The sequence below is a fragment of the Flexivirga sp. G2 genome (genome assembly GCF_055397625.1).
This window is the reverse complement of the sequence record NZ_AP039675.1, coordinates 4,016,260-4,032,238: the sequence shown is the minus strand read 5'-3', so window position 1 is coordinate 4,032,238 and position 15,979 is coordinate 4,016,260. Positions and strand designations below refer to the sequence as shown.

14 protein-coding genes are annotated in these 15,979 nt (G+C 67.4%); 2 read left to right on the top strand and 12 right to left on the bottom strand.

Features of this window, described 5'->3' with window-relative positions:
* Positions 1-29: 29 nt before the first annotated feature.
* The 4 genes from ACZ50J_RS19470 to ACZ50J_RS19455 all read right to left on the bottom strand — a co-directional run bounded on the left by ACZ50J_RS19470 (position 30) and on the right by ACZ50J_RS19455 (position 4,142).
* The gene (locus ACZ50J_RS19470) at positions 30-842 is read right to left on the bottom strand and encodes an alpha/beta fold hydrolase (protein ID WP_464298809.1); all 813 of its coding nucleotides are present in this window, start codon (positions 840-842) and stop codon (positions 30-32) included.
* Between the two features lie 48 nt (positions 843-890).
* A complete protein-coding gene (locus tag ACZ50J_RS19465; protein ID WP_464298808.1) occupies positions 891-1,313 on the bottom strand; it encodes a DoxX family protein in 423 nt (140 codons plus the stop codon).
* Positions 1,314-1,411: 98 nt separating this feature from the next.
* A complete protein-coding gene (locus ACZ50J_RS19460) occupies positions 1,412-1,984 on the bottom strand; it encodes a PadR family transcriptional regulator (RefSeq protein WP_464298807.1) in 573 nt (190 codons plus the stop codon).
* Positions 1,985-2,729: 745 nt separating this feature from the next.
* Positions 2,730-4,142 carry an HNH endonuclease signature motif containing protein gene (locus ACZ50J_RS19455; RefSeq protein WP_464298806.1) on the bottom strand — a complete coding sequence of 471 codons (1,413 nt, stop codon included), beginning with the start codon at positions 4,140-4,142 and terminating at the stop codon, positions 2,730-2,732.
* A gap of 260 nt (positions 4,143-4,402) precedes the next feature.
* On the opposite strand from ACZ50J_RS19455, the gene ACZ50J_RS19450 reads away from it, so the two are divergent.
* Positions 4,403-5,413, top strand: coding sequence for a GNAT family N-acetyltransferase (locus ACZ50J_RS19450; RefSeq protein ID WP_464298805.1), 1,011 nt, complete (start codon positions 4,403-4,405; stop codon positions 5,411-5,413).
* A gap of 139 nt (positions 5,414-5,552) precedes the next feature.
* Here ACZ50J_RS19450 and ACZ50J_RS19445 read toward each other — a convergent pair whose 3' ends face one another.
* Positions 5,553-5,933, bottom strand: coding sequence for a VOC family protein (locus tag ACZ50J_RS19445; RefSeq protein WP_464298804.1), 381 nt, complete (start codon positions 5,931-5,933; stop codon positions 5,553-5,555).
* Positions 5,934-5,994: 61 nt separating this feature from the next.
* On the opposite strand from ACZ50J_RS19445, the gene ACZ50J_RS19440 reads away from it, so the two are divergent.
* The gene (locus ACZ50J_RS19440; RefSeq protein WP_464298803.1) at positions 5,995-6,825 is read left to right on the top strand and encodes a sigma-70 family RNA polymerase sigma factor; all 831 of its coding nucleotides are present in this window, start codon (positions 5,995-5,997) and stop codon (positions 6,823-6,825) included.
* A 24-nt stretch (positions 6,826-6,849) separates the two neighbouring features.
* Here ACZ50J_RS19440 and ACZ50J_RS19435 read toward each other — a convergent pair whose 3' ends face one another.
* From ACZ50J_RS19435 to ACZ50J_RS19405, 7 genes are read right to left on the bottom strand one after another with little or no spacing between them, the layout of a single operon-like run.
* Entirely contained in the window at positions 6,850-8,028 is a 1,179-nt protein-coding gene (locus ACZ50J_RS19435) for an acyl-CoA dehydrogenase family protein (RefSeq protein WP_464298802.1), read from the bottom strand.
* Complete coding sequence (locus ACZ50J_RS19430) at positions 8,025-9,998, bottom strand: acetyl/propionyl/methylcrotonyl-CoA carboxylase subunit alpha (protein WP_464298801.1); 1,974 nt, start codon at positions 9,996-9,998, stop codon at positions 8,025-8,027. Before ACZ50J_RS19430 ends, ACZ50J_RS19435 begins: the two co-directional genes overlap by 4 nt.
* A complete protein-coding gene (locus ACZ50J_RS19425; protein ID WP_464298800.1) occupies positions 9,995-11,593 on the bottom strand; it encodes an acyl-CoA carboxylase subunit beta in 1,599 nt (532 codons plus the stop codon). Before ACZ50J_RS19425 ends, ACZ50J_RS19430 begins: the two co-directional genes overlap by 4 nt.
* Positions 11,590-12,750, bottom strand: coding sequence for an acyl-CoA dehydrogenase family protein (locus ACZ50J_RS19420; RefSeq protein WP_464298799.1), 1,161 nt, complete (start codon positions 12,748-12,750; stop codon positions 11,590-11,592). The genes ACZ50J_RS19425 and ACZ50J_RS19420 overlap by 4 nt, the downstream gene beginning before the upstream one ends.
* Positions 12,747-14,471, bottom strand: coding sequence for an acyclic terpene utilization AtuA family protein (locus ACZ50J_RS19415; RefSeq protein WP_464298798.1), 1,725 nt, complete (start codon positions 14,469-14,471; stop codon positions 12,747-12,749). The genes ACZ50J_RS19420 and ACZ50J_RS19415 overlap by 4 nt, the downstream gene beginning before the upstream one ends.
* Positions 14,468-15,274: a TIGR03084 family metal-binding protein gene (locus ACZ50J_RS19410; protein WP_464298797.1), complete on the bottom strand. Its 807-nt coding sequence runs from the start codon at positions 15,272-15,274 to the stop codon at positions 14,468-14,470. Before ACZ50J_RS19410 ends, ACZ50J_RS19415 begins: the two co-directional genes overlap by 4 nt.
* Entirely contained in the window at positions 15,271-15,897 is a 627-nt protein-coding gene (locus tag ACZ50J_RS19405; protein WP_464298796.1) for a TetR/AcrR family transcriptional regulator, read from the bottom strand. Before ACZ50J_RS19405 ends, ACZ50J_RS19410 begins: the two co-directional genes overlap by 4 nt.
* Positions 15,898-15,979: the final 82 nt, after the last annotated feature.

Sequence of the window (15,979 nt, the reverse complement as noted above, 5' to 3'; positions counted from 1 at the left end):
CGGTCTTCCCGCAACACCTCGCGGGCCCCTCAGTGTTCGCTGCTGAAGAACCGTAGCAACAGCGGGCCGATGATCTGTGGGTCGACGACGTGATCCGGCCCCTCGAGGGTCTCCCGTTGAGCGTGGGGTAGGAGGTCTGCAAGCTCGTCGGCTGCGCGGTCGAAGAAGTCCGAGGGCAGGCCTGCCATGTAGGGGACCGTGATCGGTCCTCCGGTGGTGACCAGGACCGGTTGGGTGACCGTTGCCAGTCGATCGGCCGGCAACCGGTAGTGGTTGAGGAAGAGGCTGTCGTGGACCAGCGTGGGCGCGAGGGCGACGGAATCCGCCCAATGCGCCGTCTGCTTGCCTGCCGCTTTCCTGGCCGCGATGTTGTCGTCGGAGGCGCCGGTCATGCGCATGAACAGTTCGAGAACCTCCTCGTCTCGCCCGGCGTCGAAGGCGCGTCGGGTGTCCGCGACGTACTCCTCGAATTGCGGGCGTATGTCGTCCCCGACCGCGTAGGGCGCCTCCCACACGGCGATCGTGTCGATGGCTGACCCGGCCGCGGCGGCTTCCAGCGCCAGAGCGCCACCAGAGGACGCCCCGAACAGGTGTGCCGAGCCGCCCGCCTCTGCGATCAACGCATCCAGGTCCTCGATCTCCCTTTCCACGGCGTAGGGCTCGGTGAAGCCGCTCGCGCCGCGTCCCCGACGGGCATAGTTGTAGACCGTGAAGTGCTCGGCGAGAACAGGTATCAAGGGAGCGTTCTCGGCTCCGTCGTCCTGTGCGCCGCCTACCAGGATGACAGCCGGGCCGCTTCCCTTTCGGTCGTAGGCGATGGTGGTGCCATCGTTTGATGTCACGCGAAAGGCCATCTCGTTCATCTCACATCTCCGTTCGAGAGGTTTGTCTCAGCGCCTGAGCAGCGTGCCGACGACGGCCTCGGTGCGCGTCCACCGCACCCTTGCGATCACGGCCGCCACGACGAGAAGGGCGAGCGGCAGCCAAGGGCTCTGCTCGAGCACGAACTGATCGGTGATGACAGCACCGGTCAGCAATGCCGCCAACCCGAGACTGGCCAGGCCCGCCAGAGCCGGGATCAGAAGTCCAAGCCCTCCCGCGACCTCCAGCGCTCCGACCAGGTACCGGAGCCACTGGCCGGCCCCGATGTTGGCGAACATGTCCACCATGACCGGGTCGCCGGCGAGCTTCGAGATTCCGCCGCCGGCGATGATCGCCGCCAGCACGATTTGCAGGATCCAGACCCCGATGCTGCTCGCCCGCCCGGGCGTGTGCGCAACGGTTTCCGAGCTGTTCTTGAGGATGGTGCTCATTCGGCTCTCCTTGCCGCGTCCGAGTCAGGGCCCGGACGGCTAGTCAAGTTTGGCTACTCGGTCAAAGTAAACGAGGAGGAGCATCTAGTCAAGGTTGATTAGGGGACCGTTCGCCACGAGCCCGGATCATCGGCCATGGTGTAGGCGCCCTCAGCCAGTCGTTTGCTCAGGCTCTTCGCCCACTCCAGTTCGGTGCGTGTATGTCCCGCCCACAGTTCGGCCTGATCACGGACGTGTTCGGGAATGTCGGGGTTCGGGTGCTCCCGCCACGTGGCCTGCTCTACGAGCTCCGCTTCCAGGCGCGCGACCCGCTCGTTGACGTGCGCGATGGCATCTGTCCTGGTCAACATGGGCAACATGGCGATCGACGCGTCGAGCATGGTGGGGTCATGGGTACGCCGCAGACCGTCGCGGACCAGTTCGACCATCTCGTCACGTCCCCGAGCTGTCATGCGGTACAGAACGCGCTCCGGCCCGGAGTTGCCCGGCTCGCCGTGTTCGGTGAGGAAGCCGTCAGCCGCCGCCTTCTTCAGCGCGTGATAAATCGAGCCGGGCTTGATATTGGCCCACGTATCCGCACGCCAGCTCTGCAGCTCGGACCGCACCTGGTAGCCATGCGCGCCGCCGGAGAGGTGCACGCTACCGAGCACCAGGAGCTTCGTCGCCGACATGCGCCCCCTCTGCTCAATCTGCTCGGACTCGCCCCGCTTGCGTGCCCGCCAGGGAGGTGTCAATTCCCGCCAATACTAGGGTGCCTCCTGGTCCGGGTGGTGTCAGCACTGACCTGCTTGCGCGCTGGTGCCGGTCTGTTTGGTTTACCGGGAGCTAGCAGCCCACGGTGAAGGGCACGTCGTGCGAGATGCCTCTTTCAATCCCGACGTAATGAGGCGCTTGTTCACCGTGAGTTGATTACCGCGATACATGCGTGCCGAATCGGACGTCTTCAACGGAATGACTGCCAAGACGGGACCGCCTGTCTTCCAGGCGCCGCCTCCGTCGATTTTCGGGTTCCGCTCCGAGAAGACGAGGGTGGATTTCCCGTGGCTGGGACGTATCCAATGACTCACGCGCATTGTGACGGTCACCTGCGGCGAGTCCGCCCCTACCACCTTGACGACCTCGCCGGTCGCGATCGCCCGAGAGCAAGCGATCCACTCGGGCAGAGTCTGAGCTTGCTCCAGGTCCTCGTCATACGACACACGACTGTCCATGACACCGCACCCAGCGAGAGCGGTGGTCAAGATCGCTGTGGCCACGGCAGACGATCGCAACATGTCTACAGGATGGTCGCGATCGCGTGACCAGTCGCGATCCGACGGCGAATCGTTATCCGACGGTGCGGTCAGCAGACACGAGTCTCGCTCGCCGACTGTCGTGTGGTTCGGTCGGCGGACCTCGTTCAGCCAGGGGTCTTCGTCAGGCTGCCGCGGTGTGGTGTCCGTGCATGAGCCCGGGTGTCAGATCCCAGTGCACACCGTCCGGTCGGACGTCGGCGGTGTATCCCTGCCGATGCACGATCTGGTGATGTCGGGAGCACAACAGTGCTGAGTTGATCAGAGACGTTTCGCCGCCGGTCCACCAGGGTTGGATGTGGTGGGTTTCGCAGAAGCCGGGTGGTCGATCACACCCGGGGAACGTGCATCCGCGGTCTCGGAGGATTGCCGCGGCTCGGATTGTTTTGGTTGCCAGGCGTTCTCGTCGTCCGACGTCGAGTGGTTGGCTGGGTCCGCCAAGGACCACGGGGATCAGGTCGGCGGTGCACGCGAACCGGCGGGCGGCGCCCGCGTCGACCACGTCGCCGGTGGCGGACGTCGCTCCGCGACCGGCCAGTAGTTCCTCCAGGCTCATGGTCAGTAGGACGGTAGCGGCGCCGGCTTGGACGCCATCGCCGACCGCTGCCCGGGCACCAGCACCGAGCAACTCCATCAACGCGTCCAACCGGCGTTTGCCCGGTGAGCGTTCATCCCGCACTGACTCGCCGGTGCCATGGCCGAAGGCTGTGTGAGAGCCGTAGTCGCCGCCGGCCGGGACGTCGAGACGCTCGTTCCGCGTTCCTCGGCCAGCCTTCGCAATCTCGGAATCTTCAGCCGTATCAGCAGTTTTCGCGGGTCGGGGCGAAGACTTGGCGCTGATGGCCTCTGTGAGGATTGCGGCGTTCGCCGGCGAGAGTTCTGCGACCAGGCGGGTCATTCCGGTGGGTGTGGTGGACCAGGTCAGCGACTCGGTGCCTTCAAGTTTCTCGTCGTCCTTGGACAGCTTGTCCGGGGCGAATCGGGCGATGATCCGACGCGTCAACTGGGTGAGTCCGGCGGCGCCGAGGGCCGGGTCGATCTGCAGGAACCAACCAAGGATTTCGTCACGATCGGCGGTCGGTATGACGGGTGCGACCTTGTCCGCCTGTGTCAACGCGGTCTTGGCGGATTCCACCGAACAGGCCCCGCCTCGCAGCGCGGCAGCGATGACGGCGTTCTTACGCACCTGGCACGCGTCCGCCACCGAGGCCATCGTCCGGACCGTCCGCGGTTCGACCGGCACTCCACTCGCGAGATGTCCGGCCAACCATTGGCTGGTGTTGGCCGCGTTCGACTCGATCAACACCCCACGTTTCACCGCATCCGCAGCGACGACGGTCGTGACTTGCGCCGTCCGGCCGTGCAGCCGAAGCAGGACCGACAGCAACTCGTCCTCCTCGGCACCACCGAGTTGATGCATCGCACCCGGGACCTCGTCCAGCATCTCGGCTGCGGCCCGCAAGGCGGCGAGCACCTCCGGCCCGCGACCAGGCTCGACGGTCAGGGAGCCAGGCGTCTGCGAATCAGTGATGGCCATAACGTGAACCCCCTTCCCCTGTAAGCATTTTCGCTATCTACAGAATACCCGGAGGGTCATTGAATGGCTAGTACTTTATCGAACATATTTCGTATTTCTGTGCGCCGATCGACCCCCAGGGAGCGGGCGGTGCGGGCACCTTCCGACCGCGCTTGGAATCCCTTGCTGAGTCGGCTGTTGCTGAGGCTCTCCTCGCTGTGCGGTGGGCCTTCGGAAGCGGGTGCGCGACGGAGCCCTCGGAGTGCGCTTGACTGTATGCCGTGAGCGAACAGATCCTGCCGATGCCAGAGGTCCCGAACGGTTTCGTGGCCAGCACACCCGACACCTCCGACGTCCCGGACCTGATCGAGTTGCTCGCCGCACACCAGGTCGCGGCACACGGCAGCAGCTCGGTCGACCCCGACATGGTCGCGTCCAACGTCGCCGGCGTCGGATCCTGGACTCGCCGGCAGGTCGTCGTGCGTGATGCCGAGGGTGCAGCCGCGGCATGGGCGGTCGTGCACGATCGCGCAGCGGGACGGACGGTCGTCGAGATCACCGCGCGTCCCGGAGTCTCCGACGAGCTCGCGGCGAGCCTCTTCGCGTGGGCGAGCGCCGAGGCCAGCACGATGATGCGGGTGCGCGGCTTGAGCGTCACGCAGCTGGATTCCGGTGCGTATGCCGGGGACGAGCGCCAGCAGCGCTGGCTCACTGCCGCAGGATTCGGGCTGGCCCGCACCTGGCTGCAGATGAAGCGGCCGGTGACCGCGGCGGACGCAGACCTCCCCGCCCCGCGCGAGGGAGTGACCGTGCGGCCCATCGGGTTGCACGACGACGGCACGCCGGTGGCCGCCGACCTGCAGGCGGTGCACCTGGTCCTGGAGGAGTCGTTCGCCGACCACTTCAATTCCTACCGGGAGAGCTTCCCGGAGTTCGTGCAGCGGCTGCGCGAGGATCCCGGACACCGTTGGGACCACTGGTGGTTGGCGGAGGTCGAGACCGACCGGGCGCTGCTGCCCGGTGGTGCCGTGGTCGGGGCCGTCCTTCCGCCGGACGATTCCGGTGCACCGGGCAGCTACATCGACTACATCGGCGTGCATCGCCGATCACGGGGCAGGGGTGTCGCAAAAGCGTTGCTGCACACCGTGATCCGCGATGCACTGGACACCGGGAGCAATCGGGTGGGGCTGGAAGTGGATGCCGACTCACCGACGGGCGCCGACGGCCTCTACTCGTCCATGGGGTGGGTCACGTCATACAAGACGGAGAGCTGGCACCGCGACCTGACGTAGTTGTTTGCTCGACTCCTCGCAAGGTGGTTGGAGCAACCGGCTCGAGGGCTCGCTCCGTTGCGCCAAGCACCTTGGTCGTCGTCTCGCGGGCGTCCGCTCGTCGTTCGGTCGCCGCGTCATTGCCTGTCGCCCAGATCTCTCAGGCGTCGTGGGTGAGGCCGAACTGTGCGCCATACGCATCGCGGACGACAGCCACCCGACGCGTGCCGCCAACGGCACGCGGGCCGTCGACGACGGTGCCACCGGCGTCGGTGATGATCTGCAGCGAGACCTCGAGGTCGTCGACGTGCAGGTGCGGCTGGACATCGGTGCTGCCGGGGACCAGGCCGATCTGCTGGCCGTCCACGTCGAAACCGACGTAGTAGTCGGAGTCGGCGTTCGGCTGCACGCCCAGCAGCTTGATGTAGAGGTCGCGGGAGGCGGCCAGGTCGTTCGTCGGCAGGAGGACGGTCTGGAAGTTGCCCATGATGGGAGCCTTTCGAGGTTCGGTGGTGACGTGCTCGATGCGCGTCACTTCCATGACGATCGAGGATCGGCAAGTGTGACCACACGCAACCGGTGGACTGTGGTGGACTTGGTCCATGGATGAGCAGACCAGCGTGTTCGTCGCCGAGCGGCCTCGGCTGGTGCGCATCGCCGAGCGGTTGCTCGGCGACCACGCCGAAGCAGAAGACGCCGTCCAGAATGCCTGGATCCGGTTGTCGCGCAACGAATCCCGCATCGACAACCTTCCTGGTTGGTTGACCACCGTCACGACCCGGTTGTGTCTCGACCGGCTGCGCAGCAAGCTCCCGGACCCGCGGGACGACCTCGAGATCGACGAGACCGCACCGGATCCCGCGGATGAAGTCGTCCTCGCCGACTCCGTCGGTGACGCGCTCCAGGTGGTCCTCGACCGGCTCGGGCCGTCGGAGCGGGTGGCGTTCGTCCTGCACGACAGTTTCGCCGTGGACTTCCCGACCATCGCCGCCATTCTCGACAGCTCGCCCGCAGCGGCACGCAAACTGGCGTCCCGGGCGCGGCAGAAGGTCGCCGCTGCCGGAGCTCCGGCGAGACGGTCGGAAGGCTTGGACAACACGGCAGTGGTGGATGCCTTCCTGCACGCGGCCAAGGGCGGCGACCTCGAGACCCTGCTCGAACTGCTGGCGCCGGACGTCATCGTCGAGGGCGCAGACGCCGCCGCGCTGGCGCTCGGCTCGCGGCGCCTCGTCGGCCGCGAGGAGGTCCTCGGCCTGGTCAACGGTGGCATGAAGACCGCATTCCCGGTGCACCTCGGCGATCGGCCCGCCGTGGCGTGGATGCATCGCGGCGAGTACAAGGTGGCATTCGACATCACGATCGTCGACGGACGGATCCATCGCATCGACCTGCGCGCCGACCCCGAGGTATTGGCCACCGTCCGCAAGCGGTGAAGTCCCGGCTCAGTACGACGTGGCTCAGTACGACTTGGGCAGCCCGAGACCGAACTGTGCGACGAAGTTGAGCGCCATCTCCCGGCTCACGGGTGCGATGCGGGTGAGCCGCGCATTGCCGATGAGGTGCACCAGGCCGTATTCCTCCGTGAGGCCGTTGCCGCCGTGTGCCTGGACCGCTCGATCGACCGCATTGCAGGCGGCTTCGGCGGCGGCATACTTCGCCATGTTGGCCGACTCGCCGGCCAGCATCAGCTCCCCGGCGTCGTAGAGCGCGGCCGCGCGCTGCGTCATCAGCCGAGCGAGTTCGGTCTCGACATACGACTGGGCGAGCGGGTGCGAGACCGCCTGATGCGTCGCGATCGGGGCGCCCCAGACCTCGCGCTGCTTGGTGTATTCGACGGCCTTCGCGATGGCTCGGCGCGCCATACCGGTCGCCGAGGACGCGGCCATGATCCGCTCCGGGTTCAGCCCGGCGAAGAGCTGCTCGATGCCGGCGTCCGCGTCACCGACCAGTGCGTCCCCGGGCAACCGCACGTCGTCGATGTGGACGACGAACTGCTTCTCCGGTCCGACGATGCCCATGTCGATCCGCGAGTAGCCGAAACCCTCCGCGTCCGTCGGTATGACGAACAACGCCGGACGCAGCTTGCCGGTCTTGTGGTTCGCGGCGCGCGCGACGACCAAGACATCGGAGACCTCATCGACGCCGGAGATGAAAACCTTGCTGCCCTTGAGGATCCAGTCACCGGTCGACTCGTCACGGACCGCGGTCGTGGTGATGTTGTGCGAGTTGGAACCGGCATCCGGCTCGGTGATCGCGAAGCCCATCTTGCGGGTGCCGTCGGCGAATCCCGGCAGCCAGCGCTGCTTCTGCTCGGCCGTGCCGAACTGCGTGATGATCGTGCCGCAGATCGCGGGTGAGACGACCATCAGCAGCAGGGGGCACCCCGCCGCCTGGAGCTCCTCCGCGACAGCCGCCAGATCGCCGATGCCGCCGCCACCACCGCCGTACTCCTCGGGTATGGCGACTCCGAGATAGCCCTGGCGGCCGGCGTCGGCCCACAGCTCATCGGTCTTGCGGTCCTCTCGCGCGCACTGCAGCCAGTAGCTGTCGCCATACTTCTGGGCGAACGCGGCCACCGACTTCCGCAACGCGCGTCGCTCGGGCGACTCGGTGAAGGCGATCTCCTGGTCCGTCATGAGTTCTCCAATGATCTTTGTTCGGAGCCTGTTTCATCGATCACCGCCAGCACCGTGCCGGCGGCGACCTGAGCACCCACGGCGACCGGCAACGAGCTCACCGTGCCGTCGGTCGGGGCGGTGATCGTGTGCTGCATCTTCATTGCCTCGAGCACCATCAGGTGCTGACCCGCGGTCACCTCGGCGCCGGCATCGACCTGGATCGAGGTCACCACGCCGGGCATCGGCGCGAGCAGCGAGCCCGCAGTCGTCGACCGGGGAGGGGTGAACTGCGGGATCTGCTCCAGGTCGACGCTGCCGTTCGGACCATCCACGAATGTCGTGGTCCCACGGCGTGTCACGCGGTACGTGGCCGCCACGCCATCGATCGCCAGGCGCACCTCGTCCGGTGTCACCTGGACCACCTCGAGTGAGGAGTCGGTGAGTTGTAGCCGACCGCGCACGGAGCGGTAGTCGACCTGCAGCTCTGTGTCACCGACGCGGTAGCGCCGGGTGCGGTCCGCCGACGGCGCATTCCGCCACGCCGATGGGATCCGTTGCTGCACAGTGCCTTCGGCGGATGCGGACGCAGCATCCGCCAATGCGGCGGCAGCCGCGACCACGGCCAGGTCGATCCGATTCGCCTGCAGCCAGGTGTCGAGTCGTTCGTCCAGCAGCGAGGTGTGCATGCGTCCCGAGCGGAAGTCGGGGTCCGCCAGGATCGTCCGCAGCAGTGCGGTGTTCGTGGTCAGACCGTGGATCCTGCTGCGCCGCAGGGCGTCCGAGAGCAAGCGACAGGCCCGCGCACGGTCGGGTGCCCACGCGATGACCTTGGCGAGCATCGGGTCGTAGTGGATCCCGACCGAGGAACCGGTTCCGACGGCTGAATCGACCCGGATGCCGTGGTCGGCGAGTGTCTCGAACTGCGTTCCGGCGACGACGAATTCCTCGATCCGGCCGGTCTGTGGCGCCCAGTCATGGGCCGGGTCCTCGGCATACAGCCGGACCTCGACAGCGTGACCACGTGGTGTGAAGTCGCGCTGGGGCAGTGGTAGGCCGTCCGCCACCCGCAGCTGCTCGGCGACCAGGTCGACACTCATCACACACTCGGTGACGGGATGCTCCACCTGCAGCCGGGTGTTCATCTCCAGGAAGTAGAACTGCTCATCCTGCACGAGGAACTCGACCGTCCCGGCGCCGACGTAGCCGACGGCCTCGACCGCCGACCGGGCCGCAGCGTGCAGCCGATTCCGCACTGCTGGGGGGAGATTCGGTGCCGGCGCCTCTTCGATGACCTTCTGATGCCGCCGTTGGATCGAGCAGTCCCTGTCGCCCAGGACCCAACAGGTCCCGTGCTGGTCGGCGAGGACCTGCACTTCGACGTGCCGGGCGGTCGGCAGGTAGGGCTCGACGAAGACGGTGTCGTCACCGAACGCCGACAGCGCCTCGGCACGGCCGGCGGCGATCTCGGTGTCGAGCTGGTCCACTGACCGGACAACCCGCATACCCCTGCCGCCACCGCCTGCTGAAGCCTTGATCAGCACCGGAAATTCGTGGTCCCCGACCGAGTCCGGGTCGACGTCGAGGGTCGGCACACCGGCCTTGCGCATGATGGCCTTCGCCTCGATCTTCGAACCCATCGCGGAGATCGTCTCCGGGCGCGGACCGATCCAGACGAGCCCGGCGGCCAACACGTCGGCGGCGAAATCGGCGTTCTCCGAGAGGAATCCGTAACCCGGATGAACGGCGTCGCACCCGGAGCGCCGGGCGGCGTCAACGATGACATCCGCTCGCAGGTAGGTCTCCGCCGCGGTCGCACCGGGCAGTCGGACCGCGAAGTCGGCCTCCGTGACATGGAGCGCGTCGGCATCCGGATCCGAATGTACGGCAACGGTTTCGATGCCGAGGTCGCGGCAGGTGCGGAACACCCGGCGGGCGATCTCGCCTCGGTTGGCCACCAGGACACGGCTGATGGTCGGCACAGCGGTCACAGGCGAAACACCCCATATCCGTCGGCGCCGCGGGACGGGCGCGTGTTGATCACCGAGAGGCAGATGCCGAGCACGGTCCGGGTGTCCCGTGGATCGATCACCCCGTCGTCGTACAACATCCCGGAGATGGCGTATGCCGTGGACTCCGCGTCGATCTGCGCCTCGACCATCCGGCGCATCTGCTCGTCGGCTTGTTCGTCGAAGGGCACGCCCTTCCTCTCGGCCGATGCCCGCGACACGATGGAGATCACGCCGGCGAGTTGGGCCGCACCCATGACCGCGGATCGTGCATTGACCCAGCTGAACATGAAACGCGGGTCGTAGGCTCGCCCGCTCATGCCGTAATTGCCTGCACCGTATGACGATCCGATCACCACGCTCAGGTGTGGGACGGTCGAGTTGGAGACCGCGTTGATCATCTGCGCACCGTGTTTGATGATGCCCTGTTGCTCATACTCGGCGCCGACCATGTAGCCGGTCGTGTTGTGCAGGAAGAGCAACGGTGTATCGATCTGGTTCGCGAGCTGGATGAACTGCGCGGCCTTCTGCGCCTCCTCGCTGAACAGGACGCCCTGCGCATTGGCGAGGATGCCGATCGGATAGCCGTGCAGCTGCGCCCATCCGGTCACCAGACTCGACCCGTAGAGCGGCTTGAACTCGTCGAAGTCGGAGCCGTCCACGATCCGCGCGATCACCTCCCGCGGGTCGAACGGCGCCTTCGGGTCCGTCGGGACCAGCCCGAGCAACTCCTCGGCGTCATACGCCGGTTCGGGGTAGGTGAGGTCGGGGACGAGCCCGTGCTTGTGCCGACCCAGCCGCCGCACGATGGAGCGACCGATGCGGATGGCATCGCGCTCGTCCTCAGCCAGATAGTCGGCCAATCCCGAGGTGCGAGCGTGCATTTCGGCGCCGCCCAGGGTCTCGTCGTCGGACTCCTCGCCGGTGGCCATCTTCACCAGGGGCGGTCCGGCCAGGAAAACCTTCGCCCCACCGCGAACCATGACGGTGTAGTCACTCATGCCGGGGATGTACGCGCCGCCCGCGGTCGAATTGCCGAACACCAGGGCGATCGTGGGGCGTCGGTCGGCGCTGGCCCGGGTCAGATTGCGGAAGCCGCCACCACCGGGGATGAAGATCTCCTTCTGGGTCGGCAGATCGGCGCCGCCGGACTCGACCAGGTTGATCGTCGGCAGGTTGTTCTCGGCGGCGATCTGCGCGGCCCGGGCGCTCTTCTTCAGCGTTGCCGGATTGGACGCGCCACCACGGCTGGTCGGATCGTTGGCGACGATCATGCACTCGGTGCCCTCGACCACGCCGATGCCGGTGACCAGGTTGGCGCCGACCGGGAAGTCGGTGCCCCACGCGGCGAGTGTCGAGAGCTCGAGGAACGCGCTGTCCTGGTCGATCAGCAGCTCGATGCGTTCCCGGGCGAGCAGCTTCCCGCGCTGTCGGTGGCGCTCGACCGACTTCTCTCCGCCGCCCGCCAGCGCCTTGGCCTGCTCGGCGTGCAGGTCGTCGACCCGGGCCGACATTGCGGCCCGATTCTCCTGGTATGACGGGGAACTCGCGTCCACCGCCGATCTCAGTGCCGTCATCGCACTCCCTGTGAGGTGTAGCCGAGCAGTCGCGCGGCGAGGTCGTCGAGGATCTCCGTCGTACCGCCACCGATACCGAGGATGCGGGCGTCGAGGTAGTGCCGCTCCACCTCCGATTCGCGCAGGTACCCGGCACCGCCGAAGAGCTGCACGGCCTCGTCCACCACGTAGGAGCAGGCGGCCACCGCCGAGTTCTTCGCCAGGCAGGCGTCGGCCGTCGTCTCCGCGCCGTCCGCGGTCCGCTCGATGACTGACCTGGTGAAGGTCTTCGCCTCGGCGACTCGCCGGTGCATGGTGACCAGCTTGTGCCGGATCAGCTGTCGGTCGATGATCGGACGGCCGAAGGTGGTCCGCCCACGCGCGTAGTCTGCGGCGAGCGCGAGGGCTCGCTCGGCGACCGCGTAGCCGTGCACGGCGAGATTCAGTCGTTCGTGCACGAATTGCCGCATCACCGCGACGAATCCGTCGCCCTCGCCACCCACCAGGTGGCCCATCGGCACCGGTGTGCGATCGAAGGAGAGCTCGGCAGTGTCCGAGCAGAGCCAACCCATCTTGCGCAGCGGCGGCGACACGTCGAACCCTGGCGACTCGCGGTCGATGACGAGCAGGCTGAGTCCGTCATGGCCGTCGCCGCCCGTGCGGACGAGAGCGGTGACGAAATCGGCGCGTGTCGCGCTGGTGATGAACATCTTCGACCCGGTGACCAGGTAGTGGTCGCCGTCGCGCACCGCTCGGGTGGTCACCGCCGCGACGTCGGATCCGCCGGCCGGCTCCGTGACGGCCAGCGAACCGATGAGTTCTCCCGCGAGGGTCGGACGCACATACCTGTCGACCTGCGCCCGGTCGCCCGCGGCGACGATGTGCGGTAGCGCGATGCCGTGCGTGAGGAGAGCGGCGACCAGGCCGCTGGATCCGCCTGCGGTGATGATGGATTCGGTGACGAGGGAGCTGTCGATGATGTCGCCGCCGGCGCCTCCGACACCGAGGTCGAAGCCGACTCCGAGATAGCCGGCCTGCGCCATACGGCGGTGCACCTCTCGAGGCACTGCGCCCGCGTCCTCCCACTCAGCCAGGTGCGGCGTGAGTTCGCGACGGGTGAAGTCACCCACTGCGGTCCGCAGTGCCTGCCGCTCGGCGGTATTCCAACGGTCGCTCACGGCGCGAGCTCCTCGGGTATGTCGACGACGCGCGCCCGCAGCCATTCACCGAGCGCCTTCGCCTGCGGGTCGAATCGGGTGGAAGCAGCGACGCCGTCGCCGAGCAGTCCATGGATGACCACGTTCACGGCATACAGATTCGGCAGCGGCCAGACGTCGATGTCGAGGTCGCGCGCCTCGGGGAGAAGCTCGCGGACCCGGCTCGGGGTCAACAGGCCGGCGAGCCAGTCGAAACCGAGGTCACGTCGGGCACAGCTCGTGGGGATCCAGACGCCGACGTTCGCGTCACCGCCCTTGTCGCCACTGCGCGCGAACGCGACAGTGCCAAGTGGCGCGCGGAAGGTCGGTCCATCGGAGCGAGCCGAACTCGCTGGGGGAGTTGCTGATTCGGGTATGGCGAACTCGATCGGTGCCGGGATATCCACCGTCCGGTCGCCGACAGTCACCCGGTGCGGCACCTGCGCCTGATCGACGTATGCCGCCCGGTAGATCCCGAACGGTGTCGCGCGCGCCGGCGGGGCGGTCGTGGTGAAGCCGGGGTATGACGCCAGTGCGAGTTCGACGGCGGCGCTGCTGAAGGCGCGCCCCACCGGTGCTTCGCGGTCGTCGCGGACGTGGCAGCGGAGCAGGGAGGTCGCGGCCCACTCGCTCTGCGGGTCCTCGGTCGCCACCGCGTCGAGGCGCCAGCCGATCTGCTGCGGGGGATCCGCTGCGAGCGCGTCCGTCAGCTGCCGCCGCACGAGCTCGGCCTTGCGCTCGACATCCAGCCCTGTCAGCACGAAGTCGACCGAATTGCGATAACCACCAAGGTGGTTCAGGCACACCTTCGTCGTGGGTGGCGGCGCGCTGCCACGTGTCCCTTCGATACGAACGCGATCTGTGTCGTCCTGACTGACCCGAAGTGTGTCGAGGTGGGCGACTACGTCCGGGTTGAGGTATGCCGGGGAGCCGATCTCGTAGACCAGCTGGGCGGTGACCGTGTCGGCGGTCACCGCGCCGCCGGTCCGGGCGTGCTTGGTGATGATGCTGCTTCCGTCGGCGGCGATCTCGGCGATCGGGAAACCGGCGCGGCCGCCGGGCACGGCATCGTCGAATCCGCTGAAGTTGCCACCTGTCGCCTGCGCGCCGCACTCGATGACGTGGCCGGCCACGAGCGCCCCCGCCAAGGCATCGAAATCCGTGCGCCCCCAACCGTGTGCGGCGATCGCCGGCCCCATCGTGAGCGACGCGTCGGTGACCCGACTGGTGACCACGACGTCCGCGCCGCAGTTCAGCGCCTCGGCGATGCCGAAAGCGCCGAGGTAGGCGTTCGCGGTGAGCGCTTTGCCGAATCCGAAGTCGCTTGCGGCAGAACGCAGGTCGTCGCCGTCGACATACGCCACGCAGACGTCGAGTCCGGCAGTGTCGGCGAACTGTTCGATCCGGCGGGCAAGTCCTGAGGGATTCAACCCTCCGGCGTTGCTGACGATGCGAACACCGCGCTCGAGGGCGAGTGCCAGGCAGTCCTGGAGCTGACGGAGGAACGTCTTGGCGTAACCGAGAGATGGGTCCTTCAGTTGGTCGCGACCGAGGATGAGCATGGTGAGCTCGGCCAGGTAGTCACCCGTGATGTAGTCGAGCTCACCGCCTTCCAATTGCTCGCGCATGGCCGACTGCCGATCCCCGTAGAAACCGGATGCATTCGCGATCCGCACCGGTCGATCGAGACGGGGGCCGGTCATCGTCGCCCCGGTTGCGGGTCCGCTCCGGGCGGTCCGGCGAAGGCCTGGATGATCTCGAGCCACTCCTGCGCGGGGCCCGGGGTGGCGATGAGTGAGGTGTCGTCCGGATGCAACCGGCGGACGGCCACCTGCGCGAATTCCCAAGCAGGACCGCTGATTTCGTGTGTCGCGACGGCGTCGCCCCAGGTCCACGACTCGCCACTGGGCGCCGTCAGGCTGACCCGCACCGGTGCTTCGGGTGCGATCCGGCCGCGGGCGGCATACGCGAACCGACGGGTGGCGACGCCGATGTGACAGACATGCCGCACCCGATCCGTGTGTTCGGGGTCGACGCCAAGGGCGGTGGCGACGTCGAGGCCGTGCGCCCAGGTCTCCATGAACCGTGCCGTGACCATCGAGGTGGACTTCATCGGCGGGCCGTACCACGGGATGCGTATGTCGGTCGGTGCTGCACGCAGAGCAGCGACCAGCGCGGCACGGCCGTCGTCCCAGCGCGTCATCAGCTCGGTCGGGTCCAACGCGGCGAGGACGTTCGCAGCCTCGTCCACGTATGTCGTGGGGGCTGCGGCAGCCTCGGCCAGCACACTGTCCCAGTCGCGCGGGGCAGTGACCGAAGGAACGACGGAAGCGATTGCGCTGGTGGACATTTCGTCGGTCCAGGTGAGATGGGCGAGCTGGTGCGCGACGGTCCAGCCGGCAGCCGGTGTGTCCCGCTGCAATGCCTCCGGACCGGCGGCACCGACCATCGCTCGCAAGACGTCGGACTCCGCCTCGAGGTCGGCGAGCAGTGGTTCGAGGTTCATGACGGACTCCCTGTGGTTCGTCGAGCGGCGGTGTCGAAGACCTTGGACCACTCGGCGAGGATGCGGCTGCGGCGCCGGCTGTCGTCGCTGAGTGTGTTGGCCAGGCCGAAGCCACGCAGCATGTCCAGGGTGGCCTGGACCAGCGCGCGTGTCGTCGGGTCGGTATCGTCGGCGCCGAGCATCGCCACGGCCAGGTCGTGCTCGTTGCGGCCCCACCGACGTTCCATCGGCAGCACGACCGCGTGCAGTGGCTCGTCCGTCCGGGCAGCCACCCAGAGCTCGAGGGACGCGACGAACAGGTCCGAGGTGTAGTAGTCGGCCAGCATGGTCAACACGCTGCGAGTGCTCCGTCGCCGGCCGTGCGTCGCCTGATCGTGACGCCGCTGGAGCTCCATCGTCAGTTGCTCACTGAGATGTTCGAGCGATGCGACGACCAGCTCTCGCTTGGACGGGAAGTGGTGCAACTGGGCACCGCGCGAGACTCCGGCGCGCTGGGACACCACGGTGGTCGTCGTACCCGCCCAGCCGCGTTCGATCAGGCAGTCGATGGTGGCCTGCATCAGCCGGGTGCGCATGGCGCGCGTGCGTTCCGTCTGAGGGGTGCGCTGCGGGGCCGAAGTCACGCCGCCAGCATCGACGATCGACATACAAACAGTCAAGGCTGTTTGTATGTCGATTGAGGCCGAGAGTCGTGCTGCCCGATGG